Below are 15,476 nucleotides of genomic sequence, written 5' to 3'. Positions count from 1 at the left end.
CCGCTTCATGGCGTTCACCCGTGCCACCGGGAAGCACCGTCGCCCGAGCCGCCTCACGCGTACGACCGCGAACGTGGCGGGCGTCGCAGCCCTCACCACCACCGGTGTCATCGGAGGCCTGGCCGCTCCGGCGCTCGCCGCCGACGAAGCACCGGCTCCGCAGCACACCGGCCTGACCCAGGCCGTCTCCGTGGGTGACTCGCTCGCCGAGAGCATCGACGCGCAGGCCACGGCCCAGCAGCAGGCCGCCGACGCCGCCGCGGCCGCCAAGAAGGCCGAAGAGGCCGCCAAGAAGAAGGCCGAAGAAGCCAAGCGCAAGGCCGAGGCCGAGGCGAAGGCCAAGGCCAAGAAGGAGCGCGAGGCCAAGGAGCGTGCCGCTCGCGAGGCCGAGCGCAAGCGCCTCAACAGCTACGTCTCCCCGATCTCCGGCTCGTCCATCTCCACGGGCTACCAGACCGGCGGCGCCATGTGGTCCTCCGGCAGCCACACCGGCGTCGACTTCCACGCGGCGTCCGGCACCACGGTCCACGCGGTCGGCTCCGGCACGGTCGTCGAGGCCGGCTGGGGCGGCGCCTACGGCAACAACGTGGTCATCAAGATGAACGACGGTACGTACACCCAGTACGGCCACATGTCGTCTCTCAGCGTCACCGTCGGCCAGGCGGTCACTCCGGGCCAGCAGATAGGCCTCTCCGGCTCCACCGGCAACTCCAGCGGCCCGCACCTCCACTTCGAGGCCCGCACCGGCGAGGATTACGGCACGGACATCGACCCCGTCTCGTACCTCCGCTCGCACGGCGTCAACGTCTGATCCCAGGCGTTTCGCGCGACGCGCACCCGATTCACCGAAAGCCCCGGCTCGTCGAGAGCCGGGGCTTTCGCCGTTCCCGCACCGCCTTTGGCCAAAAGTATCCATGGATTTCGGCCGACCGTCGGAAATTCAGTCGTTCTGCAATAGAGTCACTGAACAGGCGTCGATCGACCGCGTTTCGCGGGGATTAAGGCGGAGGTCAGGTCATGCGCATTCCCGCGCACTCGGTATGCACGGCCATCCGGGACGACATCGTCTCCGGTGTCTACGAGCGGGGTGGCCGGCTCACCGAGGAACTGCTCGCGCGCCGTTATGGAGTCTCCCGCGTCCCCGTGCGCGAGGCCCTGCGCACCCTGGAGGCCGAGGGCTTCGTCGTCACGCGCCGGCACGCGGGCGCGTGTGTCGCCGAGCCGACCGAGCAGGAGGCGGCCGACCTCCTGGAGGTCCGCATGCTCCTGGAGCCGCTGGGCGCGGCCCGCGCCGCGCAGCGCCGCACGGAGGCGCACCTGAAGGTCCTGCGCGGCCTCGTCAGGCTCGGCCAGGAGCGCTCCAGGCGCGGTCAGAGCGAGGATCTGCGCTCGCTGGGCGGCTGGTTCCACGAGACGCTCGCCCAGTCGTCCGGCAGTCAGGGGCTCACGGCGCTGCTCACCCAGCTCCGGCACAAGATCGCCTGGATGTACGTCGTCGAGGCCTCGGCCGCTCCCGCGGAGTCCTGGGCGGAGCACGCCGCGATCGTCGACGCGGTCGCTCGCGGGGACGCGGAGCGGGCGAGGTCGCTCACCGCGGCCCACACGGAGCGGGCGACGGCCGCGCACCGGCTGCGCTTCCCTCCGCAGGGCGGGCGGGGCGAGCGGGGGCGGGGCCGTGATCGTGTGAGGGATTCGCAACATCCCGTAAACACGGTGGGCCTCCGGCATTAACAGAGGCGCCGTATACAAAGAAGTGCTATTCGGTGGCTATTGGGCGGGGGGTTATTTCCGCTGCCCGAATTCAGTGTCCTGTGTCGCGTCCGATGTCGATTCCAAGTCGAGCCCTATGTCGAGCCCGATGTCGATATTCAGTGAACGGACACAGGAACGCCGAAGGGCCCGCCCCAATTTCGGGCGGGCCCTTCGGCGCATGAGTTCCAGTCTTCGACCAGACGGTCTCAGCCCGGTCTCAGGCGGTCTCAGACGGTCTCGGGGAGCTCCTCGAGGCCGTCCGCGACCAGCTTCGCCAGACGGTCGAGAGCGGCGTCCGCGCCCTCGGCGTCGGAGGCGAGCACGATCTCCTCGCCGCCCTGCGCGCCCAGGCCGAGCACCGCGAGCATGGAGGCGGCGTTCACGGGGTTGCCGTCAGCCTTGGCGATCGTCACGGGGACGCCGGCGGCGGTGGCCGCGCGGACGAAGATGGAGGCGGGTCGGGCGTGAAGGCCCTCGGCCCAGCCGACGTTGACGCGGCGCTCAGCCATGTGTTGCTGCCCTTCCAGGTGTCTCACACTTGTCTAGACCAGTGTCTCATGCCGTCATGGGTGCTCCGCCGGACGTCGGTCCGCACCCTGGTCGACGGTTGGTCCGTGCCCTTCGACCGTACGTCCTCGCGCCAGGGGGGTCTTACGTCCCGGCCCGTCGACGACTCCTAGCCTGCCCCGGCCAAGGCGCCCCCGCGACCCGTACCCTGGCCCCATGCAGACCCCGTCGGACCGGCACGCATACCCCTCCCACTGGGAAGCCGACGTCGTCCTGCGTGACGGAGGCACCGCCCGGATCAGGCCCATCACGGCTGAGGACGCCGACCGCCTGGTCAGCTTCTACGAGCAGGTCTCGGACGAGTCGAAGTACTACCGCTTCTTCGCGCCCTACCCCCGCCTGTCCGCCAAGGACGTGCACCGCTTCACCCACCACGACCAGGTGGACCGGGTGGGCCTCGCGGCCACCGTGGGCGGCGAGTTCATCGCCACCGTGCGGTTCGACCGCATCGACGAGCGCGGGATGTCGGCGAGCGCGCCCGCCGACGAGGCCGAGGTCGCCTTCCTCGTACAGGACGCCCACCAGGGCAGGGGCGTGGCGTCGACCCTCCTCGAACACATCGCCGCCGTCGCCAGGGAGCGCGGCATCCGCCGCTTCGCCGCCGAGGTCCTGCCCGCCAACACCAAGATGATCAAGGTGTTCACGGATGCGGGCTACCAGCAGAAGCGCAGCTTCGAGGACGGCGTCGTACGTCTCGAATTCGATCTGGAGCCGACCGACCGCTCGCTCGCCGTGCAGCGTGCTCGTGAGCAGCGCGCCGAGGCACGGTCCGTGCAGCGGCTTCTCACTCCGAAGTCGGTCGCCGTGATCGGCGTCGGGCGTACGCCGGGCGGCGTGGGCCGCAGTGTCCTGCGCAATCTGCGCGAGGCGGGCTTCACGGGACGGCTCTACGCGGTGAACAGCGCGTTCGAGGACGGCGCCGAGGTCGACGGGGTGCCCGCCTACCGCTCGGTGCGGGACATCGACGCGCCCGTCGAGCTGGCCGTCGTGACCGTGCCCGCCGAGCGTGTGCCACGGGCCGTGGCCGAGTGCGGCGAGCTCGGGGTGCTCGGCCTTGTGGTGATCTCCGCCGGGTACGCGGAGAGTGGCCCCGAGGGCCGTGAGCGGCAGCGCGAACTGGTGCGCCAGGCACGGTCGTACGGCACGCGCATCCTCGGCCCGAACGCCTTCGGGGTCATCAATACGGCGCCGGACGTGCGGCTCAACGCGTCCCTCGCCCCGCATCCTCCCGAGCGCGGCAGGATCGGCCTCTTCACCCAGTCCGGCGCGATCGGCATCGCGCTGCTCTCCGGGCTGCACCGGCGCGGTGCGGGCCTTTCGACCTTCGTGAGCGCGGGCAACCGTGCCGATGTGTCCGGCAATGACGTGCTCCAGTACTGGTACGAGGACCCGGACACCGATGTCGCCCTGATGTACCTCGAGTCCATCGGCAACCCGCGCAAGTTCACGCGGCTCGCGCGACGCGCGGCGACGGCGAAGCCACTGGTCGTGGTGCAGGGGGCGAAACACAGCGGGATCGCGCCCACGGGGCACGCGGTGCAGGCCACACGGCTTCCGCACGCCACGGTGTCGGCGCTGCTGCGCCAGGCGGGGGTCATCCGGGTCGACACGGTCACCGAGATGGTGGATGCGGGGCTGCTGCTCGCGGGGCAGCCGTTGCCCTCGGGGCCGCGGGTCGCCATCCTCGGCAACTCCGAGTCGCTCGGGCTTCTTACGTACGACGCGTGTGTGGCCGATGGACTGCGGCCGATGCCGCCGCGGGATCTCACCACGGGGGCCACTCCCGCGGACTTCAGGGCGGCGCTTGCCGAGGCGTTGTCGGACGACTCCTGTGACGCGGTGATCGTGACGGCGATTCCCTGGGTGGGGGAGGACGGGATCACGGCGTCCCCGGAGACGCTGGCCGGCGAGCTGCACGCGGCGGCTGCCGGCTGCCCCGCGAAGCCCGTAGCCGTGGTCCACGTAGAACTCGGCGGCCTCGCCGAAGCGTTGGCCGCCGCTACCCGGACTCGCCCTGACGCCACTGCGCCTGCGCCCGGCAGCGGGGGCTGTGCCCACCCTTCCCCAAGCTCTCGACTTCGTTCGAGCGGGGGAGGCCCCCATCGCCCTGCGGGACGCCTGCCCACAGCAGCGGCGGCCACAGAGGGTGGGCCCACGGCGGCACCGGCGGCGGACCGCATCCCCGCCTACCCCGCCGCCGAGCGTGCCGTCCGGGCCCTCGCCGAAGCCGTGAAGTATGCCCAGTGGCGGCGCGAGGCCAGGGAGCCGGGCAAGGTCCACGAGTACGAGGACATCGACGAGAGCGGTGCCGCCCGGCGGATCGGTGAGCTCCTCGCCGAGCAGGGCGACCCGCGCGGCGCCACCCTCGCCCAGGACGACGCCCGCGAACTGCTGGGGCGCTACGGCATCGACGTACGGGACGCCCGGCCCGCGCCCGACCCGGACGAGGCCGTGGCGGCCGCCCGCGCGCTCGGCTACCCCGTGGCCCTCAAGACCACCGCCCCGCACCTGCGTCACCGCGCAGACCTCGGCGGCGTACGGCTCGACCTCGCGGACGAGGAGCAACTGCGCCGCGCCTACGCCGAATTGACCCACGCCTTCGGCAAGCCCGCCGAGCTGCGGCCCGCCGTGCAGGCGATGGCACCCCGTGGCGTCGACACCGTCGTCCGCGCGGTCATCGACCCGGCGGCCGGAGCAGTGCTCTCGTTCTCCCTCGCCGGCGCCGCGTCCGAGCTGCTCGGCGACACCGGGCACCGGCTGGTCCCGGTGACCGACCGGGACGCGGGTTCCCTGGTCAGGTCCATCCGGACCGCCCCGCTCCTCTTCGGCTGGCGCGGCTCGGCCCCCGTGGACACCCCGGCCCTGGAGGAGCTGCTCCAGCGGGTGTCGCGTCTCGTGGACGATCACCCCGAGGTGGTCGCCGTGTCCCTGGAGCCCGTGGTCGTCGCCGAGCACGGCCTCTCCGTGCTCGGCGCATCCGTGCGCCTCGCGCCCCCGCCGGCCCGCAGCGACCTCGGTCCGCGAGCCCTGCCCGGGTACTGAGGCGGCCAGTGGGGCACCGTGTGCCCTCCGACGGGTCGTAGGATGGACGGCATGGCAAAGACCGGTACGACGACCCAGGGGCTGCGCGCGGCGATCGAGCGCAGCGGCTACTACCCGGCCCTCGTGGCCGAGGCGGTGGAGGCCGCGATCGGCGGCGAGCCCATCGGGTCGTACCTGGTCCACCAGGAGACCACGTTCGACGCGAACGAAGTGCGCCGGCACGTGACGGTCCTCGTCCTGACCGGCACCCGCTTCATCGTCAGCCACACCGACGAGCAGGCGGCGGACAGCACCTCTCCGACGCCGTACGCGACGACCTCCACGGAGTCCGTGAAAATCGGCCGGATCTCGTCGGTTGTCGTCAGCCGCGTCGTCGCCAACCCCGAGAAGTACGTCCCGGGCTCGCTGCCCCGCGAGGTCGTCCTGACCATCGGCTGGGGCGCCGTGTCGCGCATCGACCTGGAGCCCGCCGCCTGCGGCGACCCCAACTGCGAGGCGGACCACGGCTACACCGGCAGCTCCACCGCCGACGACCTCAGCCTCCGCGTCAGCGAGGCGGGCGACGGCCCGGACACCGTGCGCCAGACCCTGGTCTTCGCACAGGCGCTGTCCGAGGCGACCGCGGAGACCGCCCGCTGATGTCCCTGCCCGCGTGGGACGACGTAGAGCCGCTCTCCCTCGACTCCGCGCCCCTGCCCGAGTACGGCGTGGGCTCGCTCGCCGACCTGCTGCCCACGCTCGTCTCCCACCAGGGCGTCGAGGGCTTCTCGCCCGTCATCCCGGAACTCGCGCCGGCCGACCGGAACTGCGTGTTCCTGATCGACGGCCTCGGCTGGGAGCAGCTCCGTGCCCATCCGGCCGACGCGCCCTTCCTGACCTCGCTCATCGGCTCGTCGCGCGGAGGTACGGGGCGCCCGATCACCGCGGGCTTCCCCGCCACCACCGCGACCTCCCTGGCCTCGGTCGGCACGGGTCTGCCGCCCGCGTCGCACGGCCTGCCCGGGTACACGGTCCGCAACCCCGCCACCGGCGAGCTGATGAACCAGCTCCGCTGGAACCCGTGGACGGACCCGCGCAAGTGGCAGCCGTACCCCACGGTCTTCCAGCAGGCCCACGCGGCGGGCGTGCACACCGCACAGGTGTCCTCCCCGACGTTCCAGAACACCCCGCTCACCAAGATCGCACTGAGCGGCGGCAGCTTCCGCGGCAAGCTCTCCGGCGAGGACCGCATGGACCTCGCGGCCGAACAACTGGGCGCGGGCGACCGGTCGCTGGTCTACACGTATTACGCGGAAGTGGACGGCAAGGGCCACCGCTTCGGCGTCGACTCCGACGCCTGGCGCGGCCAGCTCATGTACGTCGACCGCCTGGTTCAGCGTCTGGCCGAGCAACTCCCGCCGCGCAGCGCCCTGTACGTCACCGCCGACCACGGCATGCTCGACATCCCCTTCGACGAGCAGTCCCGCATCGACTTCGACGAGGACTGGGAGCTGCGCGCGGGCGTCGCCCTCCTCGGCGGCGAGGGCCGCGCGCGCCATGTGTACGCGGTGCCGGGTGCCGAGAACGACGTCCTGACCGTCTGGCGCGAGGTGCTCGGCGAGCAGTTCTGGGTCGCGAGCCGGGACGAGGCGATCGCCGCTGGCTGGTTCGGCCCGCCCGGCGTCGTCGACGAGCGGGTGTACGGACGCATCGGCGACGTCATCGCGGCGGCCCACGACGACGTGGCGATCATCGCCACCGAGAAGGAGCCGAAGGAGTCGGCCCTGGTCGGCATGCACGGCTCGATGACCGCCGTCGAGCAGCTCGTACCGCTCCTCGAAGTACGCTCGTGATCAAGTGCTGACCCGCACTGCCCCCGTACGTCCCGAAAGGCTCAACCCCCCATGCCCGAGCTGGTGTTCTTCTCCGGAACGATGGACTGCGGAAAGAGCACCCTGGCTCTGCAGATCGAGCACAACCGCTCGACCCGCGGCCTGAAGGGGATGATCTTCACCCGTGACGACCGCGCGGGCGAGGGCAAGCTCTCCTCACGGCTCGGCCTGGTCACGGACGCGATCGAGGCGGCGGACGACTTCGACTTCTACGCCCATCTCGTCGACCACCTCTCGCAGGGCGGCCGCGCGGACTACGTGATCGCGGACGAGGCGCAGTTCCTCGCCCCCGGACAGATCGACCAGCTCGCGCGCGTGGTCGACGACCTGGGCCTGGACGTCTTCGCCTTCGGCATCACCACGGACTTCCGCTCCAAGCTCTTCCCCGGCTCGCAGCGCCTGGTCGAACTCGCCGACCGCGTCGAGGTGTTGCAGGTCGAGGCCCTGTGCTGGTGCGGTGCCCGTGCCACCCACAACGCCCGCACCATAGGCGGTGCAATGGTCGTCGAGGGCGCTCAGGTCGTCGTCGGCGACGTCAACCACGCGGCGGACGAGGTGGGTTACGAGGTGCTGTGCCGCCGTCACCACCGGCGCAGGATGACGGCGGCGACCGCCCACGCGGGGGCCCTGTCGCCCGACGTGCTGCCGGTCGACAGCGCCGACACCGCCGACACGGCCGCCCGCGTCTGAGTCAGCCCTCCGACCGTACGAGCGTGAAGACCGCGCCCTCCGGGTCGGCGACCGTGGCCACCCGGCCGTGGCTGCCCGCCCGTGCGGGATTGATGACGTGCCCGCCGAGTTCGACGACCCGCTCCACCGACTCGTCCACGTCGGCGACCTCGAAGTACGTCATCCAGTGCGCGCCCCGGTCCCGCGGCAGGCTCTGGCCCACGCCGTGCACCGAGGCCACGGGGCGTCCTTCGACCTGGAGCGTCACGTAGTCGAAGTCGGCCGAGACGACTGCCTCTTCGGTGTATCCGAAGACCGCTTGGTAGAACTTGACGACGCCCGCAGTCTCCGGGGTCACCAGTTCGTTCCAGGCGGGCGCCCCCGGCTCCCCGACGAGGGCCGCGCCCACGTGCTCCGCCGCCTGCCAGATCCCGAACACCGCGCCCGCGGGGTCCACCGCCATGGCCATCCGCCCGGCGGGGCCCGCGTCCAGCGGGCCGACGCCGATCGTGCCGCAGCAGTGCCGCACGGCCTCGGCCGTCGCGTCCACGTCGTCCGACGCCAAGTACGGCGTCCAGGCGATCGGCAGATGGTGGTCGGGCGGCAGCTGTCCGATCCCGGCGACCTCGTGGCCGTCGAGCAGCGCCCGTACGTAGGGCCCGAGTTGCTCCGGGCCAGGCTGGAACTCCCAGCCGAACAACGCTCCGTAGAACTCCTGGGTCGCGCTCAGGCCATGCGCCATCAGGCTCACCCAGGTGGGTGTGCCGGGCGCGCGGCGGACGGCCCCCGAGCCGTCACGCCCGCCCGTCGACCCCCGTGCCTCCGTCATCGTCACTCTCTCCTCGGCCCGTCAGGTGGCCGCTCGGCTTCCGCTTTCGAACGCACATGCCTATATCGCGCGTTTGCCCGCCCGTGCAGATGCTCGCACCACCTGCGGTACCGCGCGCCCCGGCGGCGCCGCTTGCCCCCCCGGCTTCGCCCAGAGGATGCCCGGTTCGCCGTCTCTCATCCGTAAACGCGCGATTGCACAGTGGTGTCGTTCAGCAGTACACGGCGTGCCTGGATCCATACGCCGCGTGTTCGGCGGGGTCCGGCGGAGCAGGGTAGCCGGACCTGAACGATGCGGCCACCCCGTACGCAAGGATGGGGCCCATGAATGCCATCATCTCCGCATCCGAACTCGCGAGCGACCTGGCGGGCGAGAACCCGCCAGTGCTCCTGGACATCCGCTGGCAGCTGAGCACCGCCAAGGCGGCGGGCGCCCCCGCCTTCGACGGGCGGGCCGAGTACGAGAAGGGCCATGTGCCCGGGGCGGTCTTCGTCGACCTGGACGCGGACCTGGCGGGCCCTGCGGGTCCGGCCGGACGGCACCCGCTGCCGGACGTGGAGCGCTTCGGAGCGGTGATGCGGGCCGCCGGAGTCTCGCCGGACCGGGACGTGGTCGTGTACGACGGCGGGCAGGGCTGGGCCGCGGCACGCGCCTGGTGGCTGTTGCGCTGGACGGGGCATCCCTCGGTGCGGGTGCTCGACGGCGGCCTCGCGGCGTGGAGCGGTCCGCTGACGGCGGGGGACGAGCGCCCGGAGGCCGAGGGCACGTTCGTCCCCGAGACGAACACCACGGACCTCCTGGACGCCGACGCCGCGGCGGCCCTGGCCCGCTCCGGGCTGCTCCTGGACGCCCGCGCGGCCGAGCGCTACCGCGGCGACGTCGAGCCGATCGACCGCGTCGGCGGCCACATCCCGGGCGCGGTCTCGGCGCCGACCACGGAGAACGTCACGGCGGACGGCACCTTCAGGCCGGCCGCCGAGCTGGCGGCCCGGTTCAACTCCCTGGGCGCGTCCGACACTTCCGAGGTCGGCGTCTACTGCGGCTCAGGCGTGTCCGGCGCGCATGAGGTGCTCGCCCTCGCGGTGGCGGGGATCCCGGCGTCGCTGTACGTCGGCTCGTGGTCGGAGTGGTCGTCGGACGAGTCCCGTCCGGTGGCCAAGGGGCCGGATCCGCAGTAGGAGGCAGGCAGTACGCGGTCGGGGCCCCGCACCTGCACGGTGCGGGGCCCCGACCGCGTACGACGAGCTGCTACTCCTGCTTTTTGCGGCGCGTGCCGAAGACGATCTCGTCCCAGCTCGGTACCGCCGCGCGCCGTCCGGGGCGGACGCCGTCGGCCTCCGCCTGGCGGTCGGTCGTGCCGACGAGGCGGTCGCGGTGGCTGGCCACCGAGCGCGGCATCAGGACGTCCGCGTACGCGGCACCCGCCCCGGCCGACGCCGCGGGGGGCTCTTCGGCCTCCGGGTCCTGCTCGGGCTCCTCGGCGGGCGGGAGATCCGTGGCAGGCAGCGCGGGGCGCTCCGGCACGATCATGTCGCCGCGGAAGCTCGGCACCGCCTCCAGGAGGCTGGTGAGCGAGTCCCGCTCAGACTCGGACACGGACGCGGTCGCGGCGGTCGCCGTGTTCTCCTCGGCCACCTCCGGGGGCGGAGGCGGCGGGCTCGGACGCTCCAACTGCCGGTCCAGGGCGCGGTCGAGCGGCCGGTCGAGCGAAGGCCTGTCCCGGGGCAGCCGGGCGATGCGCGGCACGAACGGGAAGCTGGGCTCGGGCGCGGCGATGTCGTCCGTCTCGCCGATCAGCGAGCGCGCCTCGTCGTCCACGGCCTGGACGAGCCGCCGCGGCGGGTCGTACGTCCAGCTCGCGGAGTGCGGCTCGGTCGCGACGCGGTAGACGAGCAGGACCTCCCAGGTGCCGTCGTCACGGCGCCAGGAGTCCCACTGGACGGTCTCCTTGTCGGCGCCGCGCAGGAGCAGTCGCTCCGATACGGCCTCGCCGAGCTGGGGTCCGGTGTTCTCGCCGGGACGGCGCACGGGGGTCTTCCGGGCCCGCTCCGCCATAAAGGCGCGCTCGGCGAGCACGGGTCCTTCGAAGCGGCGGACGCGATCGACGGGGATTCCGGCGAGCGAGGCGACTTCCTCCGCGCTGGCTCCGGCACGTATCCGTGCCTGGATGTCGCGGGGGCGGAGGTGGCTCTCCACCTCGATCTCGATCTGGCCGAGGCGCGGACGGTCACCGCGCACCGCGGCGCGCAGCCGCTCGTCGATCGGAAGCGTGTACTCAGTGCTGTCCGCAGCCTTCAGCACCAGCCGTGTGCCGTCGTTGCTGACGGCCACGACACGCAGTTCGGGCATGGGGACCTCCCGGGTGGTGCCTGCCGACGTCACGTGCGTCGCTGCTTCCGCTAGTCGAGTGTGGCCTGCCCGGGTGCAGCCTGCCACAACCTTGCCGAGTTGCCCGGCGTGTCGGGCATGGGCCCAAGGCCGCCGTTATGGCACGGTTACCTCTTCGCAACTCTCAGTGACCACTTTGGTCACCCTGCGCAGCGAGCCCCCTCCCGGCGGTCCTGGAAGGCCCCGGGCACCCAGGTGGGAGACCGGACCCAGGGCTCGCAACAGTACTCCATTCGGGCCACGCGGGTGGTCCGCCGCGCCGCCGAACTTCTCGCAGGGGACGGGAGTTGGCGCCCGGGGATACCCGGGCAGGGTGGTGTACGAGTGGCACACTTCACGGAATCTCCAGAAACGGAACTATCCACTACACCCATACGTCCCTTTCTCGTGCAGTCAGTCGAGAAAGGCAGGCAAGGGTCGGAGATGCGTGAAAAGCCGGGTTCCGGCGCGGAGTCGAAGGACCAGCCGAAGGACCAGTCGAGCGGCCCGTCGACGGGCCAGGGGGAGCCGACCGAGAGGCGGCGCCTCGACCTGAGTGTGCCGCAGGTGGCGGGAAGCGCCGTGGCCGCGGTCGTGGCGGCGAAGCTCGCGTCGAGCTTCGGCGTCTACGGCACGATCCTGGGCGCCGGTGTGGTGAGCGCTGTCGCGACCTGTGGCGGCACGCTCTTCCAGCACTTCTTCCGGCGCACGGGCGAGCAGATACGTGACGTCGCGGTGCAGGCGAAGCCGCGGGCACATCAGGTGCCGCTGACCGATTCGGGTGCGCCGGTGGCGGAGACGTTCAGAGCGGCGGCGTACACGGGAGCGGCGGCACATGCCGGGACGGGGCCCGTGACGACGACATGGGGGAGGGCGGCCGACCCGGACGCCACCGCGGTGCCGCTCGCGGGCGGTGAGGCGGACCGCACGACCGTGTTGCCGGTGGCGGAGGCTGCCGCGGACCGTACGACCGTGTTGCGCGTGGCGGGCGCCGAGGCGGATCGCACGACCGTGTTGCGGGTCGCCGATGTCGACGCCGATCGCACGACCATGCTGCCCGTGGCGGACGCCGCCGCCGAGAAGACGCAGATGCTCGGGTCGGTCGACGCCACGCAACTGGTGCCCAGGGACGACGCGACGCGCGTCCTGCGGCCGACGTCTCCCGCAGCGCCGGTCGAGTCGCCGCTTCCCTCGGACGAGTTCACCGACGGGACCACGCATCGCACGCAGGTCCGAGGCTGGAAGCGGCCGCTGATCGCGGCCGCGGTCGTCTTCGGTGTGGCCATGGCCGGGATCACGACGTACGAGATCGTCTCCGGCGAGGACTTCAGCGGAGGCCACGGCACCACGATCAGCAACGGCTTCACGGGCGGCGGGCACAGCTCGCGCGATGACCAGCCCACGCCCTCGACCGAACCCTCCGAGCAGCCGTCCGACGGGCCCTCCACGGGTACGGGCGACGGATCCCAACAGGGCGACGGTGCCTCGCAGGACCCGAGCGGGGCGAACTCGCAGTCCCCGGACACCGGAAGCGACTCCGACTCCGACTCCGGTTCGAAGGATGACCCCGACAAGGGTTCCGACTCCGGCGACGGCTCCAAGACGGACCCGACGCCCACCCCCACGCCGACCCCCACCCCCACTCCGACGCCGACCCCGTCGAGCGGCGACACCGGCGACGGAAGCGACACGCAGCGAGAGACCGCCACCCCGTAGGGGGCGGCCCCGGCGGTCCCGGCGGCCCAAGTCGCCTCAGTCGCCCAGAACGCGGCGCAAGTAGGCGTTGCCGAAGAGGCGGTCCGGGTCCAGGCGGTCGCGCAGGGCCGTGAACTCGGCGAAGCGCGGATAGGCCTGCGCGAAGTAGTCGGCGCCCCGGGTGTGGATCTTGCCCCAGTGGGGCCGGCCCTCGTGGGCGGTGAAGATCCGCTCCGCGGCGGTGAAGTACGTCTGATAGGGCGTGCCCCGGTACATGTGGACGGCGATGTACGCGCTCTCCCGGCCCGAGGCCGTGGAGAGCGTGATGTCGTCCGCGGGGGCGGTACGGACCTCTACGGGGAAGCTGATCCGCAGATTCGAGCGCTCCACCATCGTCTTCAGCTCGCGCAGCGTCTCGACGAGGGCTGCCCGCGGGACGGCGTACTCCATCTCCATGAAGCGCACGCGGCGCGGGCTTGTGAAGACCTTGTAGGGAATGTCCGTGTAGGTGCGGGCGGAGAGCGCCTTGCTGGAGATCTTGGCGATGCCCGGGATGGTCGCGGGGACTGCCCTGCCGACCGTGTTGACCACCTGGAAGAGGCCGTTGGAGAGAATTTCGTCCTCTACGAAGGCGCTGATCCTGCCCGGCGGGTCCTCGGGGCCCGCGCTGCGGTTGTTGCGCTTGGTGGTGCAGTTGCCGGTGTGCGGGAACCAGTAGAACTCGAAGTGCTCGTTCTCGGCGTAGAGCGCGTCGAACTCGCTGGTGACCTTGTCGAAGGTCATCGGCTCCTCACGCGCGGTGAGGAAGAAGACGGGCTCCACGGCGAAGGTGATCGCGCTGATCACGCCGAGGGCGCCGAGTCCGATCCGGGCCGCCGCGAAGACCTCGGGGTTCTCCTTCTCGGAGCAGGTCAGGACCGAGCCGTCCGCGGTGACCAGCTCAAGTGCCGTGATCTGCGCCGAGATCGACGCCGAGTCGCGGCCCGTGCCGTGCGTCCCCGTGCTGGTCGCACCGGAGACCGTCTGCTCCATGATGTCGCCCATGTTCGTGAGCGACAGGCCTTCGCGGGCGAGCGCCGCGTTCAGGCGCTTCAGCGGAGTGCCCGCTTCCACGGTGACGGTGCCGGCCTCGCGGTCGATCCTGCGGATGCCGGTGAGGAGTTCGGGGCGTATCAGGAGGCCGTCGGTCGCCGCGGCCGGTGTGAAGGAGTGGCCGGTGCCGACCGGCTTCACCTTGAGGCCGTCTTCCTTGGCCTGACGCACCGCGGCACGGAGCTCGTCCACCGACGCGGGGGTGACCTCCCTGGCCGGGCGTGCCGTGACGTTGCCCGCCCAGTTACGCCACGCTGCTGTGCTCTTCGCGCTGCCCGTGCCCGATGCCGTGCTCATGGGTGCCTCCCCGTCGCGGAACCGGCTTCTTCAGCCGGCGATACCCCAGGACCCCGACCGCCACCGCGACGGTCCCGGACAGTCCGGGGACCGCGTACCCGGCGTCCGATCCGGCCGCGTCGATGACCCAGCCGGCCGCGGAGGAGCCGAGCGCGACGCCGACCATGAGTCCGGTGCTCACCCAGGTCATGCCCTCGGTCAGCTTCGCGCGTGGTACGTGCTGTTCGACGAGGGCCATCGTCGTGATCATGGTCGGTGCGATGGAGAGGCCCGCGATGAACAGCGCCACGGCCAGAAACGGAAGGTTCCCGACCAACTGAAGCGGGATCATACTCACGGCCATCGCACAGACACCCAGCAGCCACCTCGGTGCGGGAGCACCCTTGAAGTGCAGGAGCCCGAAGGCGGCACCGGCCACACAGGAGCCGAGCGCGTACACAGCGAGCACCAGGCTCGCCGCCGCCTTGTGGCCCTGGTCCTCGGCGTACGCCACGGTCACCACGTCGATGGACCCGAAGATCGCACCCGTCGCGGCAAAGGTCGCGACCAGGACCTGGAGCCCTCCGGAGCGCAATGCCGAGCCCTTGGTGTGGTGTTCACGGCCGTGCGGCACGGGCTCGGTGGCCCGCTGGGACGTCAGCCAGAAGACGCCCACGGCGAGGAAGGCCCCGGCCACCAGCGGTCCGGCCTCGGGGAACCACACCGTGGAGAGACCGATCGAGATGATCGGCCCGAAGATGAAGCAGATCTCGTCCACCACGGACTCGAAGGAGTACGCGGTGTGCAGCTGCGGAGTGTCCCGGTAGAGCACCGCCCAGCGCGCCCTGATCATCGAGCCCACGCTCGGCACGCAGCCGACGAGGGCGGCGAAGGCGAAGAGCGTCCAGTCCGGCAGTTCGTACTTCGCGCAGAGCAGGAGCCCGGCGACCGCGGCCAGGGAGACCAGCGTCGCGGGCCGCAGCACCTGGCGCTGGCCGTGCCGGTCGACAAGACGCGAGATCTGCGGGCCGATCACGGCGCCGGAGAGGGCGACGGTCGCGGAGAGCGCGCCCGCCAGTCCGTACCGCCCCGTGAGCTGGGACACCATGGTCACGACGCCGATGCCCATCATCGACAGCGGCATCCGTCCGAGGAAGCCCGCCGTCGAGAACCCCTTGGTGCCGGGGGCGGCGAAGATGGCGCGGTAGGGGCTTGGCACGTGGGACTCCGCTGAGGCGCCGGACGGCTCCGCGTAGGGGCCCCCGGTAAGGCGTAAAGATGGCCAATACAGCTTACGGGCCCGGCGGGGCCGAACG

At 71.7% G+C, this 15,476-nt stretch carries 13 protein-coding genes; 8 read left to right on the top strand and 5 right to left on the bottom strand.

Annotation, left to right across the window (positions count from 1 at the left end):
* Positions 1-7 precede the first annotated feature (7 nt).
* Together AC5P1C_RS02195 and AC5P1C_RS02190 are read left to right on the top strand one after the other, a co-directional pair.
* The gene (locus tag AC5P1C_RS02195; RefSeq protein ID WP_493863907.1) at positions 8-811 is read left to right on the top strand and encodes a M23 family metallopeptidase; all 804 of its coding nucleotides are present in this window, start codon (positions 8-10) and stop codon (positions 809-811) included.
* A gap of 206 nt (positions 812-1,017) precedes the next feature.
* Complete coding sequence (locus AC5P1C_RS02190; RefSeq protein ID WP_493863906.1) at positions 1,018-1,731, top strand: GntR family transcriptional regulator; 714 nt, start codon at positions 1,018-1,020, stop codon at positions 1,729-1,731.
* Between the two features lie 248 nt (positions 1,732-1,979).
* Here the strand turns inward: AC5P1C_RS02190 and AC5P1C_RS02185 are convergent, their stop codons facing one another.
* Positions 1,980-2,261 (bottom strand): HPr family phosphocarrier protein, encoded by a 282-nt coding sequence (locus tag AC5P1C_RS02185; protein ID WP_190085156.1) that lies wholly within the window; start codon positions 2,259-2,261, stop codon positions 1,980-1,982.
* Positions 2,262-2,475: 214 nt separating this feature from the next.
* Between AC5P1C_RS02185 and AC5P1C_RS02180 the strand changes: the two genes are divergently transcribed.
* From AC5P1C_RS02180 to AC5P1C_RS02165, 4 genes are read left to right on the top strand one after another with little or no spacing between them, the layout of a single operon-like run.
* Positions 2,476-5,361 (top strand): bifunctional acetate--CoA ligase family protein/GNAT family N-acetyltransferase, encoded by a 2,886-nt coding sequence (locus AC5P1C_RS02180; protein WP_493863905.1) that lies wholly within the window; start codon positions 2,476-2,478, stop codon positions 5,359-5,361.
* Positions 5,362-5,403: 42 nt separating this feature from the next.
* A complete protein-coding gene (locus AC5P1C_RS02175) occupies positions 5,404-6,000 on the top strand; it encodes a DUF5998 family protein (protein WP_493863904.1) in 597 nt (198 codons plus the stop codon).
* On the top strand, positions 6,000-7,193 hold the full coding sequence (locus AC5P1C_RS02170) for an alkaline phosphatase family protein (protein ID WP_493863903.1): 1,194 nt from the start codon (positions 6,000-6,002) through the stop codon (positions 7,191-7,193). Before AC5P1C_RS02175 ends, AC5P1C_RS02170 begins: the two co-directional genes overlap by 1 nt.
* 51 nt (positions 7,194-7,244) lie before the next feature.
* Positions 7,245-7,922 (top strand): thymidine kinase, encoded by a 678-nt coding sequence (locus tag AC5P1C_RS02165; RefSeq protein WP_493863902.1) that lies wholly within the window; start codon positions 7,245-7,247, stop codon positions 7,920-7,922.
* 1 nt (position 7,923) lies between these two features.
* Here AC5P1C_RS02165 and AC5P1C_RS02160 read toward each other — a convergent pair whose 3' ends face one another.
* Positions 7,924-8,730, bottom strand: coding sequence for a VOC family protein (locus tag AC5P1C_RS02160; protein ID WP_493863901.1), 807 nt, complete (start codon positions 8,728-8,730; stop codon positions 7,924-7,926).
* A 323-nt stretch (positions 8,731-9,053) separates the two neighbouring features.
* On the opposite strand from AC5P1C_RS02160, the gene AC5P1C_RS02155 reads away from it, so the two are divergent.
* Positions 9,054-9,908 carry a sulfurtransferase gene (locus tag AC5P1C_RS02155; RefSeq protein WP_493863900.1) on the top strand — a complete coding sequence of 285 codons (855 nt, stop codon included), beginning with the start codon at positions 9,054-9,056 and terminating at the stop codon, positions 9,906-9,908.
* 70 nt (positions 9,909-9,978) lie between these two features.
* Here the strand turns inward: AC5P1C_RS02155 and sepH are convergent, their stop codons facing one another.
* On the bottom strand, positions 9,979-11,079 hold the full coding sequence (gene sepH, locus AC5P1C_RS02150; RefSeq protein ID WP_493863899.1) for a septation protein SepH: 1,101 nt from the start codon (positions 11,077-11,079) through the stop codon (positions 9,979-9,981).
* A gap of 462 nt (positions 11,080-11,541) precedes the next feature.
* On the opposite strand from sepH, the gene AC5P1C_RS02145 reads away from it, so the two are divergent.
* Positions 11,542-12,813 (top strand): hypothetical protein, encoded by a 1,272-nt coding sequence (locus tag AC5P1C_RS02145; RefSeq protein ID WP_493863898.1) that lies wholly within the window; start codon positions 11,542-11,544, stop codon positions 12,811-12,813.
* 36 nt (positions 12,814-12,849) lie between these two features.
* Here the strand turns inward: AC5P1C_RS02145 and AC5P1C_RS02140 are convergent, their stop codons facing one another.
* Together AC5P1C_RS02140 and AC5P1C_RS02135 are read right to left on the bottom strand one after the other, a co-directional pair.
* A complete protein-coding gene (locus tag AC5P1C_RS02140; RefSeq protein WP_493863897.1) occupies positions 12,850-14,181 on the bottom strand; it encodes a D-arabinono-1,4-lactone oxidase in 1,332 nt (443 codons plus the stop codon).
* A complete protein-coding gene (locus AC5P1C_RS02135) occupies positions 14,129-15,379 on the bottom strand; it encodes an MFS transporter (protein ID WP_493863896.1) in 1,251 nt (416 codons plus the stop codon). The genes AC5P1C_RS02140 and AC5P1C_RS02135 overlap by 53 nt, the downstream gene beginning before the upstream one ends.
* Positions 15,380-15,476 lie beyond the last annotated feature (97 nt).

The organism is Streptomyces sp. A18, from assembly GCF_059026065.1.
This window is presented reverse-complemented; position numbering and strand designations above follow the sequence as displayed.

Bases quoted from the DNA above. Each gene is read 5' to 3' on its own strand.
- AC5P1C_RS02195 (WP_493863907.1), top strand. From the start codon at position 8: ATGGCGTTCACCCGTGCCACCGGGAAGCACCGTCGCCCGAGCCGCCTC.
- AC5P1C_RS02190 (WP_493863906.1), top strand. From the start codon at position 1,018: ATGCGCATTCCCGCGCACTCGGTATGCACGGCCATCCGGGACGACATC.
- AC5P1C_RS02185 (WP_190085156.1), bottom strand. From the start codon at position 2,261: ATGGCTGAGCGCCGCGTCAACGTCGGCTGGGCCGAGGGCCTTCACGCC.
- AC5P1C_RS02180 (WP_493863905.1), top strand. From the start codon at position 2,476: ATGCAGACCCCGTCGGACCGGCACGCATACCCCTCCCACTGGGAAGCC.
- AC5P1C_RS02175 (WP_493863904.1), top strand. From the start codon at position 5,404: ATGGACGGCATGGCAAAGACCGGTACGACGACCCAGGGGCTGCGCGCG.
- AC5P1C_RS02170 (WP_493863903.1), top strand. From the start codon at position 6,000: ATGTCCCTGCCCGCGTGGGACGACGTAGAGCCGCTCTCCCTCGACTCC.
- AC5P1C_RS02165 (WP_493863902.1), top strand. From the start codon at position 7,245: ATGCCCGAGCTGGTGTTCTTCTCCGGAACGATGGACTGCGGAAAGAGC.
- AC5P1C_RS02160 (WP_493863901.1), bottom strand. From the start codon at position 8,730: ATGACGGAGGCACGGGGGTCGACGGGCGGGCGTGACGGCTCGGGGGCC.
- AC5P1C_RS02155 (WP_493863900.1), top strand. From the start codon at position 9,054: ATGAATGCCATCATCTCCGCATCCGAACTCGCGAGCGACCTGGCGGGC.
- sepH (WP_493863899.1), bottom strand. From the start codon at position 11,079: ATGCCCGAACTGCGTGTCGTGGCCGTCAGCAACGACGGCACACGGCTG.
- AC5P1C_RS02145 (WP_493863898.1), top strand. From the start codon at position 11,542: ATGCGTGAAAAGCCGGGTTCCGGCGCGGAGTCGAAGGACCAGCCGAAG.
- AC5P1C_RS02140 (WP_493863897.1), bottom strand. From the start codon at position 14,181: ATGAGCACGGCATCGGGCACGGGCAGCGCGAAGAGCACAGCAGCGTGG.